The organism is Pseudomonas sp. B21-059 (genome assembly GCF_026016285.1).
Classification (GTDB): Bacteria; Pseudomonadota; Gammaproteobacteria; order Pseudomonadales; family Pseudomonadaceae; genus Aquipseudomonas; species Aquipseudomonas danubii.
Map to the genome: position 1 here is coordinate 5,897,599 of NZ_CP087201.1, position 13,408 is coordinate 5,911,006.

Annotated in this window: 11 protein-coding genes; 6 read left to right on the forward strand and 5 right to left on the reverse strand. The window is 64.6% G+C overall.

What is annotated here, in order from left to right; all coding sequences use genetic code 11:
* Window positions 1–297 precede the first annotated feature (297 nt).
* Together LOY69_RS26205 and LOY69_RS26210 are read left to right on the forward strand one after the other, a co-directional pair.
* A complete protein-coding gene (locus LOY69_RS26205) occupies window positions 298–3,507 on the forward strand; it encodes a discoidin domain-containing protein (protein ID WP_265073800.1) in 3,210 nt (1,069 codons plus the stop codon).
* Window positions 3,508–3,685: 178 nt separating this feature from the next.
* The gene (locus LOY69_RS26210; RefSeq protein ID WP_265073801.1) at window positions 3,686–4,741 is read left to right on the forward strand and encodes an alpha/beta hydrolase family protein; all 1,056 of its coding nucleotides are present in this window, start codon (window positions 3,686–3,688) and stop codon (window positions 4,739–4,741) included.
* Here the strand turns inward: LOY69_RS26210 and yedA are convergent, their stop codons facing one another.
* On the reverse strand, window positions 4,742–5,650 hold the full coding sequence (gene yedA / locus LOY69_RS26215) for a drug/metabolite exporter YedA (RefSeq protein ID WP_102865379.1): 909 nt from the start codon (window positions 5,648–5,650) through the stop codon (window positions 4,742–4,744).
* Window positions 5,651–5,810: 160 nt separating this feature from the next.
* Between yedA and LOY69_RS26220 the strand changes: the two genes are divergently transcribed.
* Window positions 5,811–6,263 carry an Lrp/AsnC family transcriptional regulator gene (locus tag LOY69_RS26220; RefSeq protein WP_016963834.1) on the forward strand — a complete coding sequence of 151 codons (453 nt, stop codon included), beginning with the start codon at window positions 5,811–5,813 and terminating at the stop codon, window positions 6,261–6,263.
* A 14-nt stretch (window positions 6,264–6,277) separates the two neighbouring features.
* On the opposite strand, the gene LOY69_RS26225 is transcribed toward LOY69_RS26220, so the two are convergent.
* From LOY69_RS26225 to LOY69_RS26235, 3 genes are all read right to left on the reverse strand, one after another.
* Window positions 6,278–6,889, reverse strand: coding sequence for a PolC-type DNA polymerase III (locus LOY69_RS26225; protein WP_123390359.1), 612 nt, complete (start codon window positions 6,887–6,889; stop codon window positions 6,278–6,280).
* Between the two features lie 27 nt (window positions 6,890–6,916).
* Window positions 6,917–7,396, reverse strand: coding sequence for an NYN domain-containing protein (locus LOY69_RS26230; RefSeq protein ID WP_102882313.1), 480 nt, complete (start codon window positions 7,394–7,396; stop codon window positions 6,917–6,919).
* A gap of 137 nt (window positions 7,397–7,533) precedes the next feature.
* Complete coding sequence (locus LOY69_RS26235) at window positions 7,534–8,304, reverse strand: DUF2076 domain-containing protein (protein WP_265073802.1); 771 nt, start codon at window positions 8,302–8,304, stop codon at window positions 7,534–7,536.
* A gap of 180 nt (window positions 8,305–8,484) precedes the next feature.
* Here LOY69_RS26235 and LOY69_RS26240 point away from each other — a divergent pair, with 180 nt between their 5' ends.
* Window positions 8,485–9,147, forward strand: a complete 663-nt coding sequence (locus tag LOY69_RS26240; protein ID WP_110652050.1) for a YciC family protein — start codon at window positions 8,485–8,487, stop codon at window positions 9,145–9,147.
* A gap of 87 nt (window positions 9,148–9,234) precedes the next feature.
* A complete protein-coding gene (locus tag LOY69_RS26245) occupies window positions 9,235–10,311 on the forward strand; it encodes an endonuclease/exonuclease/phosphatase family protein (protein WP_265073803.1) in 1,077 nt (358 codons plus the stop codon).
* A gap of 7 nt (window positions 10,312–10,318) precedes the next feature.
* Here the strand turns inward: LOY69_RS26245 and hrpB are convergent, their stop codons facing one another.
* Window positions 10,319–12,838: an ATP-dependent helicase HrpB gene (gene hrpB, locus LOY69_RS26250; protein ID WP_265073804.1), complete on the reverse strand. Its 2,520-nt coding sequence runs from the start codon at window positions 12,836–12,838 to the stop codon at window positions 10,319–10,321.
* Window positions 12,839–12,968: 130 nt separating this feature from the next.
* Here hrpB and LOY69_RS26255 point away from each other — a divergent pair, with 130 nt between their 5' ends.
* Complete coding sequence (locus tag LOY69_RS26255; RefSeq protein ID WP_102865373.1) at window positions 12,969–13,388, forward strand: polyribonucleotide nucleotidyltransferase; 420 nt, start codon at window positions 12,969–12,971, stop codon at window positions 13,386–13,388.
* Window positions 13,389–13,408: the final 20 nt, after the last annotated feature.

The following is a 13,408-nucleotide window of genomic DNA, read 5'->3' on the forward strand; positions in this document are numbered from 1 at the left end:
TCCCCCAGCGCAGGCGACGGCCCCTGTGGCCGCTGCCTGCGTGACCTCGCCAGCCTCTCTGTGACACCGCACCCATGCTGTTGTTTAGCGGCCTGGACGCTCCGTCCCACCCGCTCCGGCGATCCTGCCCGGCACCTAGGACCGGTACGAAAAGCCCCCTGTTCGATGTACGCCCGGAGCGCCCCTGCCTATGATGCCCTCCGCCGGCAAAACTCCTTATCCACCTCATCAGCGCGGACGCTTTAGCGGTCCTGTTCGCCAGGTTTCGCACCGCGCTGAGACTATCCAGGAATAGTTATGTCGAGCTTCAGATTGACCGCCTTGTCCCGCGCTACCCGCCTTTGGGGCGCCAGCCTGGGCGCTGCCCTGCTCTTGCCGCTTGGCGGCATGGCGCAGGCCGATGTCGTCCAGCACAGCCCCGATGCCGCTCTCGGCGCGACGGTGATCCAGGGTCACTTCATCAACCTGCAGTTGCCCGGCGCCAGGGCGATGCCATTCGGCGCCGCCGAAACCGGCACCGAACAGCTGCAACAGGTCACCGGGATGCGCATCCGCAGCCTGATCGCGCAACAGGACGATACCTTCAAGGACCTGCGGGTCATGACCGGCCAGTTGGAGGGACGCGCCCGTACCCTCAGCGCCCCCGGAGAGATGACCCTCGCCGCGCGCCCCGACGGCAGCTTCATCGCCCTGTTGCCGGACGCCAATGCCATCATTCGCGGCGACGCCAACGGCCAGCAGTCGATGATCCACTTCGACGCTGGAGCCGCCTTTGACCCGTCGAGCGTCGACTACATCGCCGATGACGGCAGCGAAACCCCAGCCCTGAAGGAGTCGCAGAGCGGCCTGCGCAGTTTCCAGGTCAACCGCAACGTCCAGGGCGAAACCGTGATCGACCTGCTGGCCGGGTTCTCCCAGGCCGCCGCCGACTATATCGGTGACCACGAAGCCTACGCCCTGGTCCAGGTGGCCTCGGTCAACCGCGCCTTGCAACAGTCCAAGGTCCAGGGCGTGCGCCTGCGCCTGGTGGGCACTCAGGTGGTGACGCAGGATGCGCCCATCACCAGAACCAGCCTGAGCCAGGTGCGCAACGTCTTCGCCGAAGGCATGCGTCGCTACAGCCCCGACGTGGTGGCCAGTTTCGTCATGGGCACCCCCGGCCAGGACACCGCCGTGGGGTGGGGGAACATGCCTGGGCGCTACACTATCAACTCCATCAAGTCGGCCACCGTCTTCCGTCATGAACTGGGCCACAACATCGGCGGCAACCACTGTTCCGATGGCAAGAGCTACCGCTTCGGCTACAACAACGGCCGGGTCGGCACCATCCTCTGCGGCAACCATGTGGGCTATTTCTCCAACCCGGACGTCAAGGACAGCCGGGGCGTGCCGCTGGGTAACGCGGACACCGCCAACATGGCCCGGGTCTGGCGGGAAAACGCGGCGCGGATGTCGGCCTATAGCCCTTCCGTGGTCCCGCTCGAGCAGGAACAAGGTACCTCGATCCTCAGCCAGAAAGTCAGCCTGGCCAGCGGCCAGACGCGCTACTTCCCGGTGGATGTCCCCGAAGGCACCCGGCGCCTGGTATTCACCGTGGTGGACGGCGAACTCACCGAGAAGGCCGGCCAGATCCAGTTGCTGCTCAAGCGCGGCGCCCAGCCCAGCGGCTCAAGCTACGACTACCGCTCGGCACGCAACCATAACGTGTCCCTGGGGGTGAACGACCCGCAGCCGGGGCGCTGGTACCTGGCGATCAACACCGACAACCGGGCAACTCAGGATCAGGTGCTTGAAGGCCATGCCTACGGTCTGACCCAGGACACGACCCAGGGCCGCTACCTGAAATTCGTCGCCACCTCCGCGGTGGACGGCAAGGACAACGCCAGCGTCGCCGAACTGCTGCTGGTGGATGCCAAGGGCAAGGCCCTGCCCCGCGATAGCTGGAAGGTCATGTCCACCAGCAGCGCAGTGCCTGGCGCAGCGGTCGGCAACCACGCCATCGACGGCAACCCCAACTCCTACTGGAGCACGGCGGCGGGTGCACGCTACCCCCATGAAATACTGATCGACCTTGGGGCCGACAGCCGCTTCTCGCAACTGCACTACCTGCCGCGCCAGGACGCCGGCCTGAGCGGCAACATCAAGGGTTATCAGGTCTATGGCAGCAACAGTGCAAACGGCGCCTGGACCCTGCTGGCCGACGGCGAATTCAGCGCCGACAACGACATCAAGGCCGCGTCCCTCAAGCCGGTGAATGCCGGTCAACCTCCGGTGGCGGTGATCAGCGGCAAGACTGAAGCCAATGCCGGGGACAAGATCGTCCTCGATGCCTCGGCCTCCAGCGATCCCCAGGGCAATGCCCTGAACTTCGCCTGGGAAGCCTCGCCGCGCCTGGACTTCGACTTCGACGGCGCGCGCATCAGCTTCACCGCGCCGGAACTGCAGAGCGACACCCGCTACCGTTTCACCCTGACCCTGAGCAACGGCAAGCAGAGCAGCACCCGGACCCACGAGGTGCTGATCAAGGGCAAGGCCGCCGATGCCAGCTGCAAACCAGAATGGACGCTCAGAGGCACTTACGTCGGCAATGATGTGGTGCAGTGGAAAGGTCGTCAGTACCAGGCTCGCTGGTGGACCTCCGGCACCGAGCCGGGCCTGGCCAGCACCACCGGCCCGGACGGCGCCGGCAAGGTCTGGCGTGACCTGGGCCCGTGCCAGAGCGAGGGCGAGAAACCGGTCGAGCCACCGGTGGAAGAGGTCAAACCGCCGGTAGCGGTCATCGGCGGCGCGAGCGAGGCCAAGTCCGGAGAAACCGTGTACCTCGACGCCACGGGGTCCAGCGACCCGGCAGGCCTGAAGCTCAGCTACAGCTGGAGCATCAGCCCCAACGTCGCCTTTGACGCCGCAGGCCACCTGATGAAGTTCGTCGCCCCGAAGGCCGAGCAGGATGTCACCTACAACGTCAGCCTGACGGTGAACAACGGCAAGCACAGCGCCACCCGCACCCATCAGGTCAAGGTCCTGGCCGAGAAGCCGGCACCGGTCAAGCCGCCGCTGGCGAGCATCGCCGGGGCCAGTCAGGCCAAGGGCGGTGAAACAGTGACCCTGGACGCCGCCGGTTCCAGCGACCCGGCCGGTCTGGCGCTGAGCTACCAATGGACAGTGACGCCCAGCGTCGCCTTCCAGGTCTCGGGGTCGAAACTGACCTTTGTCGCGCCCAAGAGCGACAAGGACATCAGCTACCGCTTCACCCTGAACCTGGGCAACGGCAGCCATACGGTCAGCCGTGACCATAGTGTGACCGTGCTGGCCGACATCGTGGAAACGCCGGCCGGTTGCCTGGGCGCCTGGAGCCGTCAAGGCACCTACCTGGCCAATGACAAGGTCAGCCACAACGGCCGCTACTACATCGCCCGCTGGTGGACCAAAGGCAACGAGCCGTCTGCTGCCACCGTCGGCGGTGAAGGCAGTGGCAAGGTCTGGCGCGACGCCGGCGCCTGTAACTGATGCCAGAGGCGTGACCGCTTGCTCCGCAATCCGGTCACCCTTTCCCGGCCACTTCAGGTAAAAGGGTGGACGGCGACTGCCATCAGTCGTCGTCAACCCTCTGCCGCTGAACGCCGTCGATTCCTCCAAAGCGCGCCCCCACTGGCAGAACACCGATGCTTTGCCAATGGAGATCTGAATGCGCAAATTTGCCCTGTCCGCATGGATGCTAGCGGGCCTTTGCCTGCACCTGCCCCTGGTGCATGCCGCCGAACTCATCGGCTTTCGTGAAGTGACGCTGGCGGACGCCAGTCAGCAGCGCCCCCTGCATGTCGCCCTCTGGTACCCCACCACGACCACCGCCCCCCTCCGACCATCGGCTGAAAACCCGATTTTCCAGGGTGTAGCGACCATCAAGGATGCCGCCCCTAGCGGTTCTGCCCATCCGCTGGTGGTGCTGTCCCATGGCTATCGCGGCAACTGGCGCAATCTCAGCTGGCTGGTATCGAGCCTGGTGGACCAAGGCTATATAGTCGCGGCCCCCGACCATCCGGGCACCACCACATTCGACCAACGCCCTGCAGAAGCGGCGAAGCTCTGGGAACGCCCGCGCGACCTGAGCCGGGTCATCGACAAGCTCACCCTCGATAACACCCTGGCCGGCCCGGTCGACCCGCAACGCATCGCCGCCATCGGTCACTCCCTGGGCGGCTGGACGGTCACCGCGCTGGCCGGCGCCCGCTACAGCCCGCAACGTTACCTGGAGGAGTGCCGGCTGCATCCCAATCCACGCCTTTGCCAAATAGCACCGGAACTGGGAATCACCGCGCACAATCAAGGCCCGCTGAGCGCCGATCTGCGGGACCCGCGAGTCAAGGCCGTCGTTGCGCTGGACCTGGGGTTCGCCCGCGGCTTTACCCCCGAGAGTTTGTCGACGCTGCACACACCGGTCCTGGTCCTGGGGGCCGGAGTGAACATCGCGGACATGCCCGTGGAAGAAGAGTCGGGCTATCTGAACGCCCATCTGGCGTCCCCGCCTTCGCGCTATGAGGTCCTGGCCAATGCCAGCCACTTCAGTTTCATGCAAGTCTGCAAGCCAGGCGCCGTGGCCCTGCTCAAGGAAGAGGCGCCTGGGGACGAGATTATCTGCCGCGATGGCGATGCCGGTGATCGCCAGGATATCCACCGGCAGGTGGCAAAGCTGATCGGCGACTTTCTGGATCAGAAGCTTGCCGGCCAACCACCGGCAGGCTGATCAGACAACCTCTTGCTGAGGAGCGGCTTTCGGCTTACGCCACTGGGGCAGGCCGATCAGCACCACCGCGCTGATGATCACCAGCATGGCCAGGCCCTCCTCGATGCCGATGGTTTCACCGACAAAGACGATCCCCAGCAGCACCGCCACCGCCGGATTGACGTAGGCATAGCTGGTGGCCGCGGCCGGCCGTACGTGCTTGAGCAGGTACATGTAGGCGTTGAAGGCGATGATCGACCCGAAGCCGGCCAGATAGGCCAGGGCCAACCAGCCTTCCAGGGGCGGCATGGCGTCCAGATGCTCGCCGCTCAAGACGCTGCCGATCATCAGCACCACGCCACCGACGAGCATTTCCGCAGCGCTGGCCATGGCCCCCTGGGGCAGCGGCAGGTGCCTGCTCCACACTGAACCGAAGGCCCAGGCCGCCGCCGCGAACAGCAACAAGGCCGCACCCAGCGGACTCGATTGCAGGTTGGAACCCAGGTTGAGCATGCCGATACCGATCATCCCGAGGATGATCCCGGCCCACTCCAGACGCGTGTTGCGTGCCCCCCAGAAATAGCCGCAGAGCAAGGTGAACAAAGGCACCGTGGCCACCGCCAGGGCCGCCACTCCAGAGGTCACCCCGGAGTGTTCGGCCAGCGTCACCGCACCGTTACCGCAACTGAGCAGCAACACGCCGATGATCCCCGCGGCCTTCCATTGCGCCCAGGTCGGCGCCGGAACCCCGCGCCAGCGCAGGAAGGCGTACATCAAGCTGCCGGCGATGATGAAACGCACACCGCCGAGCATCAGCGGCGGCCAGTACTCGACGCCGATGCGGATCACCAGATAGGTCGACCCCCAGATCACGTACAGGGCAAAAAAGGCGGCGATCAACGGCAAGGGAAAACGGCTTTGGCCAGGCATGGGGGGCAGCTCGGAGCAGGCAGGGGGAGAACTATTCTAGAAAGGCGACCCGGGGAACTTAAGTTACAAAACCTGTTTATAACGGCAGTACACTTTCCAAAGCATGGAGTTCAGGGCTATATGCCGTGCTTTCGAAAGTCGTACCTATTAGAGGCCTTCCATGGACAAATACGATCGCTTGCTCCTGGCCAGCCTGCTGGAAAACGGCCGGGCGAGTTATGCCGAGCTGGCGCGCAAGGTCAACCTCTCGGCGCCGGCAGTGGCCGAGCGCGTGGCCAAGCTGGAGGCCAGCGGCGTGATCACCGGTTATCAGGCCAAGGTCGACATGGCCAAGGTGGGGTTGCCGATCCAGTGCGTGATCGAACTGCGCCTGGCCCAGCATGGCAACCAGAAGAACTATGACGAACTGATCAAGATCCCCCAGCTCACCGAGTGTCATCGGGTGACGGGAGATCCTTGCGTGATCATGCAGGCTGCCGTGGGCTCGATGCCGGAGCTGGAGGAACTGATCAACCGCGTGGCCCAGTTCGGTTTCAGCAAGACTTCCATCGTGCTTTCCAGCGCCATCGAACGGCGTGTCCCCCTGGGGCAACTGGAAAACAACGGCAAGTGAGCCGCAGCTCTGCCTCAGAAACCGCGCTGGCGCCTGAGGTGCTCGGGGATCTTGGCAGCCGGGACCTTCTGCAACTTGCAGAGGAAGTCGTGGGACAGTTCACGCAAGCCATGCTTGTGGCGTAGCTCGCCGGCCAGGTGCGCCACCAGGTTGGCGGCCATTTCCGCGTCGGCCATGGCCCGGTGCGCCTGACCGGTGTGGGGCAAGCCGGCGAATGAGGTCAGGGTGCCCAGCTTGTGGTTCGGCGCCGCCGGCATCAGGCGCCGGGCCAGCAGCAGGGAACAGGCGAAATTCTGCAAGCGGGTGCGCTTGATCCGCCCCAGCTCGAAATCCCAGAACTTCTGGTCGAAGGCCGCGTTGTGGGCCAGCAACGGCGTGGTGCCGACAAACTCGTTGACCTCGTTCATCACCTGCTCCGCCGGCGGGGCGCTGCGCAGCATGGCGTTGCTGATGCCGGTCAGTTGTTCGATAAAGCCCGGCACCCGCACGCCGGCATTCATCAGGCTCTGGTAACGCTCGACGATGCGCCCCTGCTCAAGAATCACCACGGCGATTTCCGTGGCCCGGCAACTGCTGCTCGGGGAGATCCCGGTGGTTTCAAAGTCGATGACGGCAATACGTTCCAAACCTGTGCAGCTCCGTATAAAAAATGATCAGCTTTTCAGCAGCAAGGCGCCTTCGATCGGCACATAGCGGGTGGCGGCGCGAATCAGCGAATTGGCAGTCAGACCCGGCACGCCATAAGCCACCGCGCTGACCCCATGCTTGTGGATGATGCGCTCGAGCAGCAGGTCGAAGTCGCCGTCGCCGGAGGCCAGCACCACTTCGTCGACCTGGGCGGCAGCGTCCATGATGTCGATGGTGATGCCCACGTCCCAGTCACCCTTGGCCGAGCCATCGCTGCGCTGAATATAGGGTTTGAGTTTTACCGTGAAGCCCAGGTTGCGCAGGATCTGCTGAAACTGCTGCTGCTTGCTGTCACCGCGATCGATGGCATAGGCATAGGCTTCGACGATCTGCCCCTCCTTACTGATATCCGCCCACAGCGCCGCGTAGTTGAAGTGACAACCATAGGCCTGGCGGACGGTGTAATAGAGGTTCTGGACGTCGGCGAACACCGCGATTTTCTTCACCGCTAATCCTCATGGCGCAGCAGCGCAGGGGCTGGAACGGGGCTCAAGACCCGAAAAGTCGCCCAGTATGCCAGTCACAAGGAATGTTCCGCGAATAATCGGTCCGGGGCAGGTGCCTGCCCCGGACCGACGGAGCCTCAGACGAAGGAATCGTCGTCGGAGAAGAACGAACTGTCGTCGTTTCCGTAATCGGCGTTGCTGAAGCCGCCCTGGTCGCTGTTGCCCCAGGAGTCGTTGTTGGCCAGCCGCTGATCGTCATTGCCCCAGCCACTGTTGTCGCTGGCCGGTGCCGGTTCTTCCTTGATGACTTCGACAACTTCCTGAGGCTGCTGGTTGCTGTGGAACAGGCTGCTGATGCCCTGGGCCAGCATCACCCCGCCGGCCACGCCGGCAGCGGTTTTCAAAGCCCCGCCGAGGAAGCTGCTACCGGCCGCCGGTGCCGGTTGCGGCGCATAGTTCTGCTGCGGGGCGCCGAAATTCTGCTGCGCAGGCGCGCCGAAGGAAGAACGGGACGGCTCACGCCAGCCACCGCCGGAGGATGGCGCCACACTCGGGGCCTGCACGGGAGCCGGTTGCGGCTCGCGGGAACCGCCGAAGATGCTCGACAGAAAGCCGCCACTCGCCGCCGGAGCTGGAGCCGCAGCGGCGGCCTGGGAGCGAGCCTGTTGCAGTTCGGCCTGCAACTGCTGCACTTGCTGGCTCAATTGTTTGTTCTGCTCATTGAGGCTTTTCAGGGCAGCCTCCTGCACCAGGATCGCCTGGGTCATGAAATACCCGGCCGCAGGCTGGCGGATCAGGTGTTCCTTGATCCGCGCTTCGGCCTGGGCGTCACGTGGAGCTGAGTCCGTCTCGGCTTGTTGCAACCGTGAAAACAGTCCATCGATCAGGGTTTGCTCTTCGCTGTTCATGGCGACCTCTTTAGATTGCCGGTAAAAATCTGGTCCGTGCCCCCACAGGGCTGCGGTACGCACCAGTTATGGGGTTGGGGCGACGACTTTCAATGGTCTTTACTCAAGGTTTACGTTTGCTCCCGAAGGGCCTGCTTCGGTTAAAGTGTTCAACCGCTTGGTCAACTGCGATCCCCATCAATGACTCCGTTAGATGTTCTGCGCGACTCTTTCTATTTTTTCCAACGCAACTTCGGCCGCATCGCCCAACTGTGCCTGCCCCTGGTGATTCTCGAAGCGCTGCTGCAACAAGGCGTCAGCAGCGCCCTGGGCGAGAATGCCTTTCCCGGCTCCAGCGTGGTGGTGGGACTCTTGCTCTATCCGCTGTACACCGGCGCGCTGATCCTGTTTCTCGACGCCCGCACCCGGGGGGAATCGCCCCGCAACCGTGACCTTTGGGCCATGGCCCTGAGCCTGTGGCCGCGCTTCGCCGTGCTGACAGCGGTCAGCACGCTGCTGATTCTGCTCGGGCTGTCGCTGTATTTGCTGCCGGGGCTGTGGCTGATGGTGGTGCTGGCCTTCGCCGAGTACCTGCTGGTGCTCAAGGGCCTGGCGCCCCTGGCGGCCATCAAGGAAAGCCTGCGCCTGAGCCGCGGGCACTTCCTGCGCATCCTGTTGTGCATCCTGGCGGTCATGGCCCCGTTGTGGCTGCTCAAGGGGGCGAGCGAAGCCGCCTATCCCGATCCGCACAACCCGATCCTGTCACTGGCCATCGACAGCGCTTACAGCTTCCTGCAGCTGTTCACCAGCGTGGTGCTGTTCCGCCTGTTCATGCTCATCAACGAGCCAGCGGACAACCGCTGATTCACCTTGCGGCCGCTCTACCCCTTGGGTGACGGCCGCGCACTCGGTTATGCTCCGGCCCATCCTGCAACGCCATAAGCCGAGCCGATGACCCGTCTACTGCGCATCACCCTGTTGAGCCTGCTCCTGATCGGCCTGGTACTGACCGGCCTGATCTACAGCCTGACCTGGCGCCCTCTGCCCAAGGAAACCCTGACGGTCAGTTGCAGCGCCCAGGCCACGCCGCTGGTGCCGGGCCAGGCACTCAAGGTGATGACCTGGAACCTGCAGTACCTGGCGGGCAAGCGCTACGTGTTCTGGAACGACCAGGCTCGGGGCGAGGACGAACGTCCGACCCTGGAAGACATGGCTTTCAGCCTCGACGAAGTGGCCCGGGTCATTCGTGACGAACAGCCGGACCTGGTGCTGCTGCAGGAAGTGGACAACGGCGCCAAGGCCAGCGCCTACCAGGATCAACTCAAACTCCTGCAGGAGCGGCTCGCCGACCTCTACCCCTGCAGCACCCAGGCTTACGACTGGCAGGCGGACTTCGTGCCTTCGCCGCACATTTTCGGCAGCGTCGGCCGACAACTGGCGACCCTCAGCCGCTACCGCATTGATCACGCCGAACGCTTGCAACTGCCGGTTGCCCCGCACTCGCTCATCAGCCGGCAGTTCCAGCCCAAGGACGCCCTGCTGCTGAGCTACCTGCCCCTGAGCGATGGCGGCCAACTGGTGGTGCTGAACACCCATCTGGAGCGTGCGCAGCGCGCCGACGACACTCAGCACAAGCAGGTGACGGCCATTGCCAAGGTTCTGGACAAACTGGAGAGCCGCGGCACCCCCTGGCTGATTGGCGGCGATTTCAACCTGCTGCCCCTGAGCCAGTACCAACGCCTGAGCGAAGAACAGCGCGCGCCCTACAACGCTGACAGCCCGCTGCACCTGCTGTGGGACAAGTACCCGATGATCCCCAGCAACACTCAGGCCAGTGGCGTCGACCGTGCTCGTTGGCTGACCCACTACCCCAACGACCCGAGCCTCGACGGCCCGGATCGCACGGTGGACTACCTGTTCTACAGCCCACGACTGAAGCGGGTTGAATCCCGAGTACGCCAGGACGACACCCAGCGCATCTCCGACCACCTGCCGGTGCTTGCCCGGTTCCTGTTGCCGGCGTTGTAACCCCGCTCTACTTGCGGGGTTTGATCCGCGCCGTAGCCTCGGCAATCAGTGGATCGTCCGGCCAGTAATGCTTGGGATAACGGCCCTTGAGATCCTTCTTCACCTCGGCGTAAGTGCTGCGCCAGAAGTTCGCCAGATCCTGGGTGACCTGCACCGGACGCCGCGCCGGCGACAGCAAGTGCAACTTGACCACTTGGCGGCCACCGGCAATCCGCGGCGTGTCCGACAGCCCAAACAGCTCCTGCAGGCGCACCGCCAGAATCGGCGGCTGCTCGCTGTAGTCCAGTCGGATCGAGGAGCCCGAGGGCACTGTCAGATGATGCGGAGCCAGCTCGTCCAGGCGCTGGGGCAGCGGCCAGGGCAACAGGTTGTGGACGATGCCGGCCAGCTCCAGGTTGGCAAAGTGACTCAGTCGCGACACCTTGCCCAGGTAGGGCTGTAGCCACTGCTCCAGCCCTGCGAGCAAGGCGCCATCACTGACATCCGGCCATTGGCTCTCGCCCTTGTCCGCCAGATCCAGCTGCCGCAGCAAGGTCACCCGAGCCTGCCACTGGCGCAGCTCCGGGGTCCAGGGCAGCAGCTCCAGGCCCTTGCGCCGCACCAGATTGACCAGGGCCTGGCTACGGGCTGACTCGTCCAGGCCGGTGAGCGGTTCACGGCTGAGTACCAGCTCACCAACCTTGCGTTGACGCTCGGCCCGCAGCACGCCTTCACGCTCGTCCCAATCCAGCTGGTCGACGTTGCGCACCTGCTCTGCCAGCACGGTATCGAACAGGGTCGGATCAAAATCCGCGGCCAGGTAGATGCGCTCCTCACGCTGGCCCTGGCGGCTGCCCAGGTCGGCGATCACCAGCCAGGGCTGCTTCATCAGGTTGTCGGTTTCGCTGAACAGCGCCGCGCGGCCGTTGGCCAGTCGATACTCGGCACCACCGGGACGGCGCTGCTGGGCCACGCGATCGGGATAGGCCAGGGCCAGCAAGGCACCAAGCCAGCGCGGATGCTCGGGATCGGCGACGGCTGCCTCGGGCTGCCCTCGCAGGTAGCCACGGTACTGCCGCGCCAGTTGCCGCGCACGCTGGACACCACCCTGGGCACCACGGGCCGCGCGCTCCTCCCCGGAAAGCAGCACCAGGCGACTGTGCAGGTCGGCGCCGGCACCGCGCAAAATGTCCCGTTCCCCCAGCAGGGCCGCGACGTCGCAGGCCATCTGCGCCAGCCCCAGGGACTGGCCGCGCAACAGCAAGTGGGCAATGCGCGGATGGGCCGGCAACTCGGCCATGGCCTGACCGTGGCGGGTCAATGTGCCGTCATCGTTGAGCGCTCCCAGGCGCTGCAACAGGTCTTGAGCCTGTGCATAAGCGGCGCTGGGAGGCGGGTCCAGCCAGGCCAGCTGATTCGGGGTCACGCCCCAGCGCGCCAGTTGCAGGGCCAGACCGGCCAGGTCGGCCTGAAGGATCTCCGCGCCGGCATAGGCCGCCAGTTGTTCCTGCTGATCCGCCGACCACAAGCGATAGCACACGCCAGGCTCCAGGCGCCCGGCCCGGCCGGCGCGCTGGGTGGCGCTGGCCCGGGAGATGCGCTGGGTGTCGAGGCGGGTCATGCCGCTGCCGGGATCGAAGCGCGGCACTCGGGCCAGCCCGGCGTCCACCACTACCCGCACGCCGTTGATGGTCAGGCTGGTTTCGGCGATGTTGGTGGCCAATACCACTTTGCGCCGCCCCGCCGGGGCCGGATCGATGACCGCGCGCTGGGCGGCCAGGTCCAGCTCGCCATGCAGTGGACAGAGCAGAATCTCACTGCGTTGTCCCAAGGACTCGGCCAACTGCTGATGCACTCGACGAATCTCGGCCTGGCCTGGGAGAAACACCAGCAGGCTGCCGCTTTCATCGTTGATGGCTTCAAGCACGGTCTGCACCACCCGCGGTTCGATGAACTCGCCGGGCTGGAACGGCCGCCCCCAGCGCTGGGTCACCGGGAACATGCGCCCCTCACTGCGCAGGATCGGCGCATCGCCCAGCAGCGTGGAAAGACGTTCGCCCTCCAGGGTCGCCGACATCAACAGAATCTTCAGGGGCTGCTCGTCACGAAACAGCTCCCGGCCATTGAGGCTCAAGGCCAGGGCCAGGTCGGCATCCAGGCTGCGCTCGTGAAACTCATCGAAGATCAGCAGGCCAACCCCTTCCAGGGCCGGGTCGTCCTGCAGGCGTCGGGTGAGGATGCCTTCGGTGACCACTTCGATACGGGTCCGCGGGCCGACCTTGCTCTCCAGGCGGATGCGGTAGCCCACGGTTTCACCGACTTTCTCCCCCAGTTCGCTGGCCAGGCGCTCCGCCGCAGCCCGGGCCGCCAGGCGCCGGGGTTCGAGCATGAGGATGGTCTGTCCGGCCAGCCAGTCCTGATCCAGAAGCGCCAGGGGCACACGGGTGGTCTTGCCGGCACCGGGCGGGGCTTCGAGCACCGCTTCATGGCGCGCCGCCAGGGCCTCGCGCAATGCAGGCAAAACTTCATCAATTGGCAAAGAATTCATGCTGGCTCCAAAACAGAGGCGCGAGTATAACGGCGAACTGCCTGGGGTTAATCATGGTCTGAGTGCTGATCGACAAGACTCAATGCCCCGCTCCATTTCGCTTTGTCTGCATATTTACCAGGAGATATCCATGCGTATTCCCCACCGTGTCATTGGCGGCGTTCTGGTGACCACCCTGCTGACCCAACTCACAGCCTGTGGCTCGATCTTCTTTCCCGACCGCCGCGGCCAGATCGACGGCAAGATCGATCCAGTGGTGGTGGTGCTCGATGCCGTGGGCCTGCTGTTCTATGTCATTCCGGGGCTGATCGCCTTTGGCGTCGACTTCGCCACCGGGGCGATCTACCTGGAGCCGGGCAAGACCGCGCAAATCGCTCCGGAAAAACTCCAGCAGGCCATTGGCGCCGACGGTAAAGTCGACAACCGCAAACTGCAGGCCATTCTGGAAAGCGAACTGGGGGGCAGCTTCCCTCTGGATGACCCGCGCCTGATCCAGCACAAGGGCAGCGTGCAGCAATTGGCCTTGTACGGTCTGCAGCCTGCAGCCTGACCCCACCTTCAAGGAACCCA

What these genes read in the sequence shown, in the direction of transcription:
- LOY69_RS26255 (WP_102865373.1), top strand. Translation starts at nt 12,969, where the DNA reads ATGCGTATTCCCCACCGTGTCATTGGCGGCGTTCTGGTGACCACCCTG.
- LOY69_RS26245 (WP_265073803.1), top strand. Translation starts at nt 9,235, where the DNA reads ATGACCCGTCTACTGCGCATCACCCTGTTGAGCCTGCTCCTGATCGGC.
- yedA (WP_102865379.1), bottom strand. Translation starts at nt 5,650, where the DNA reads ATGCCTGGCCAAAGCCGTTTTCCCTTGCCGTTGATCGCCGCCTTTTTT.
- LOY69_RS26235 (WP_265073802.1), bottom strand. Translation starts at nt 8,304, where the DNA reads ATGAACAGCGAAGAGCAAACCCTGATCGATGGACTGTTTTCACGGTTG.
- LOY69_RS26220 (WP_016963834.1), top strand. Translation starts at nt 5,811, where the DNA reads ATGGACAAATACGATCGCTTGCTCCTGGCCAGCCTGCTGGAAAACGGC.
- LOY69_RS26205 (WP_265073800.1), top strand. Translation starts at nt 298, where the DNA reads ATGTCGAGCTTCAGATTGACCGCCTTGTCCCGCGCTACCCGCCTTTGG.
- LOY69_RS26210 (WP_265073801.1), top strand. Translation starts at nt 3,686, where the DNA reads ATGCGCAAATTTGCCCTGTCCGCATGGATGCTAGCGGGCCTTTGCCTG.
- hrpB (WP_265073804.1), bottom strand. Translation starts at nt 12,838, where the DNA reads ATGAATTCTTTGCCAATTGATGAAGTTTTGCCTGCATTGCGCGAGGCC.
- LOY69_RS26240 (WP_110652050.1), top strand. Translation starts at nt 8,485, where the DNA reads ATGACTCCGTTAGATGTTCTGCGCGACTCTTTCTATTTTTTCCAACGC.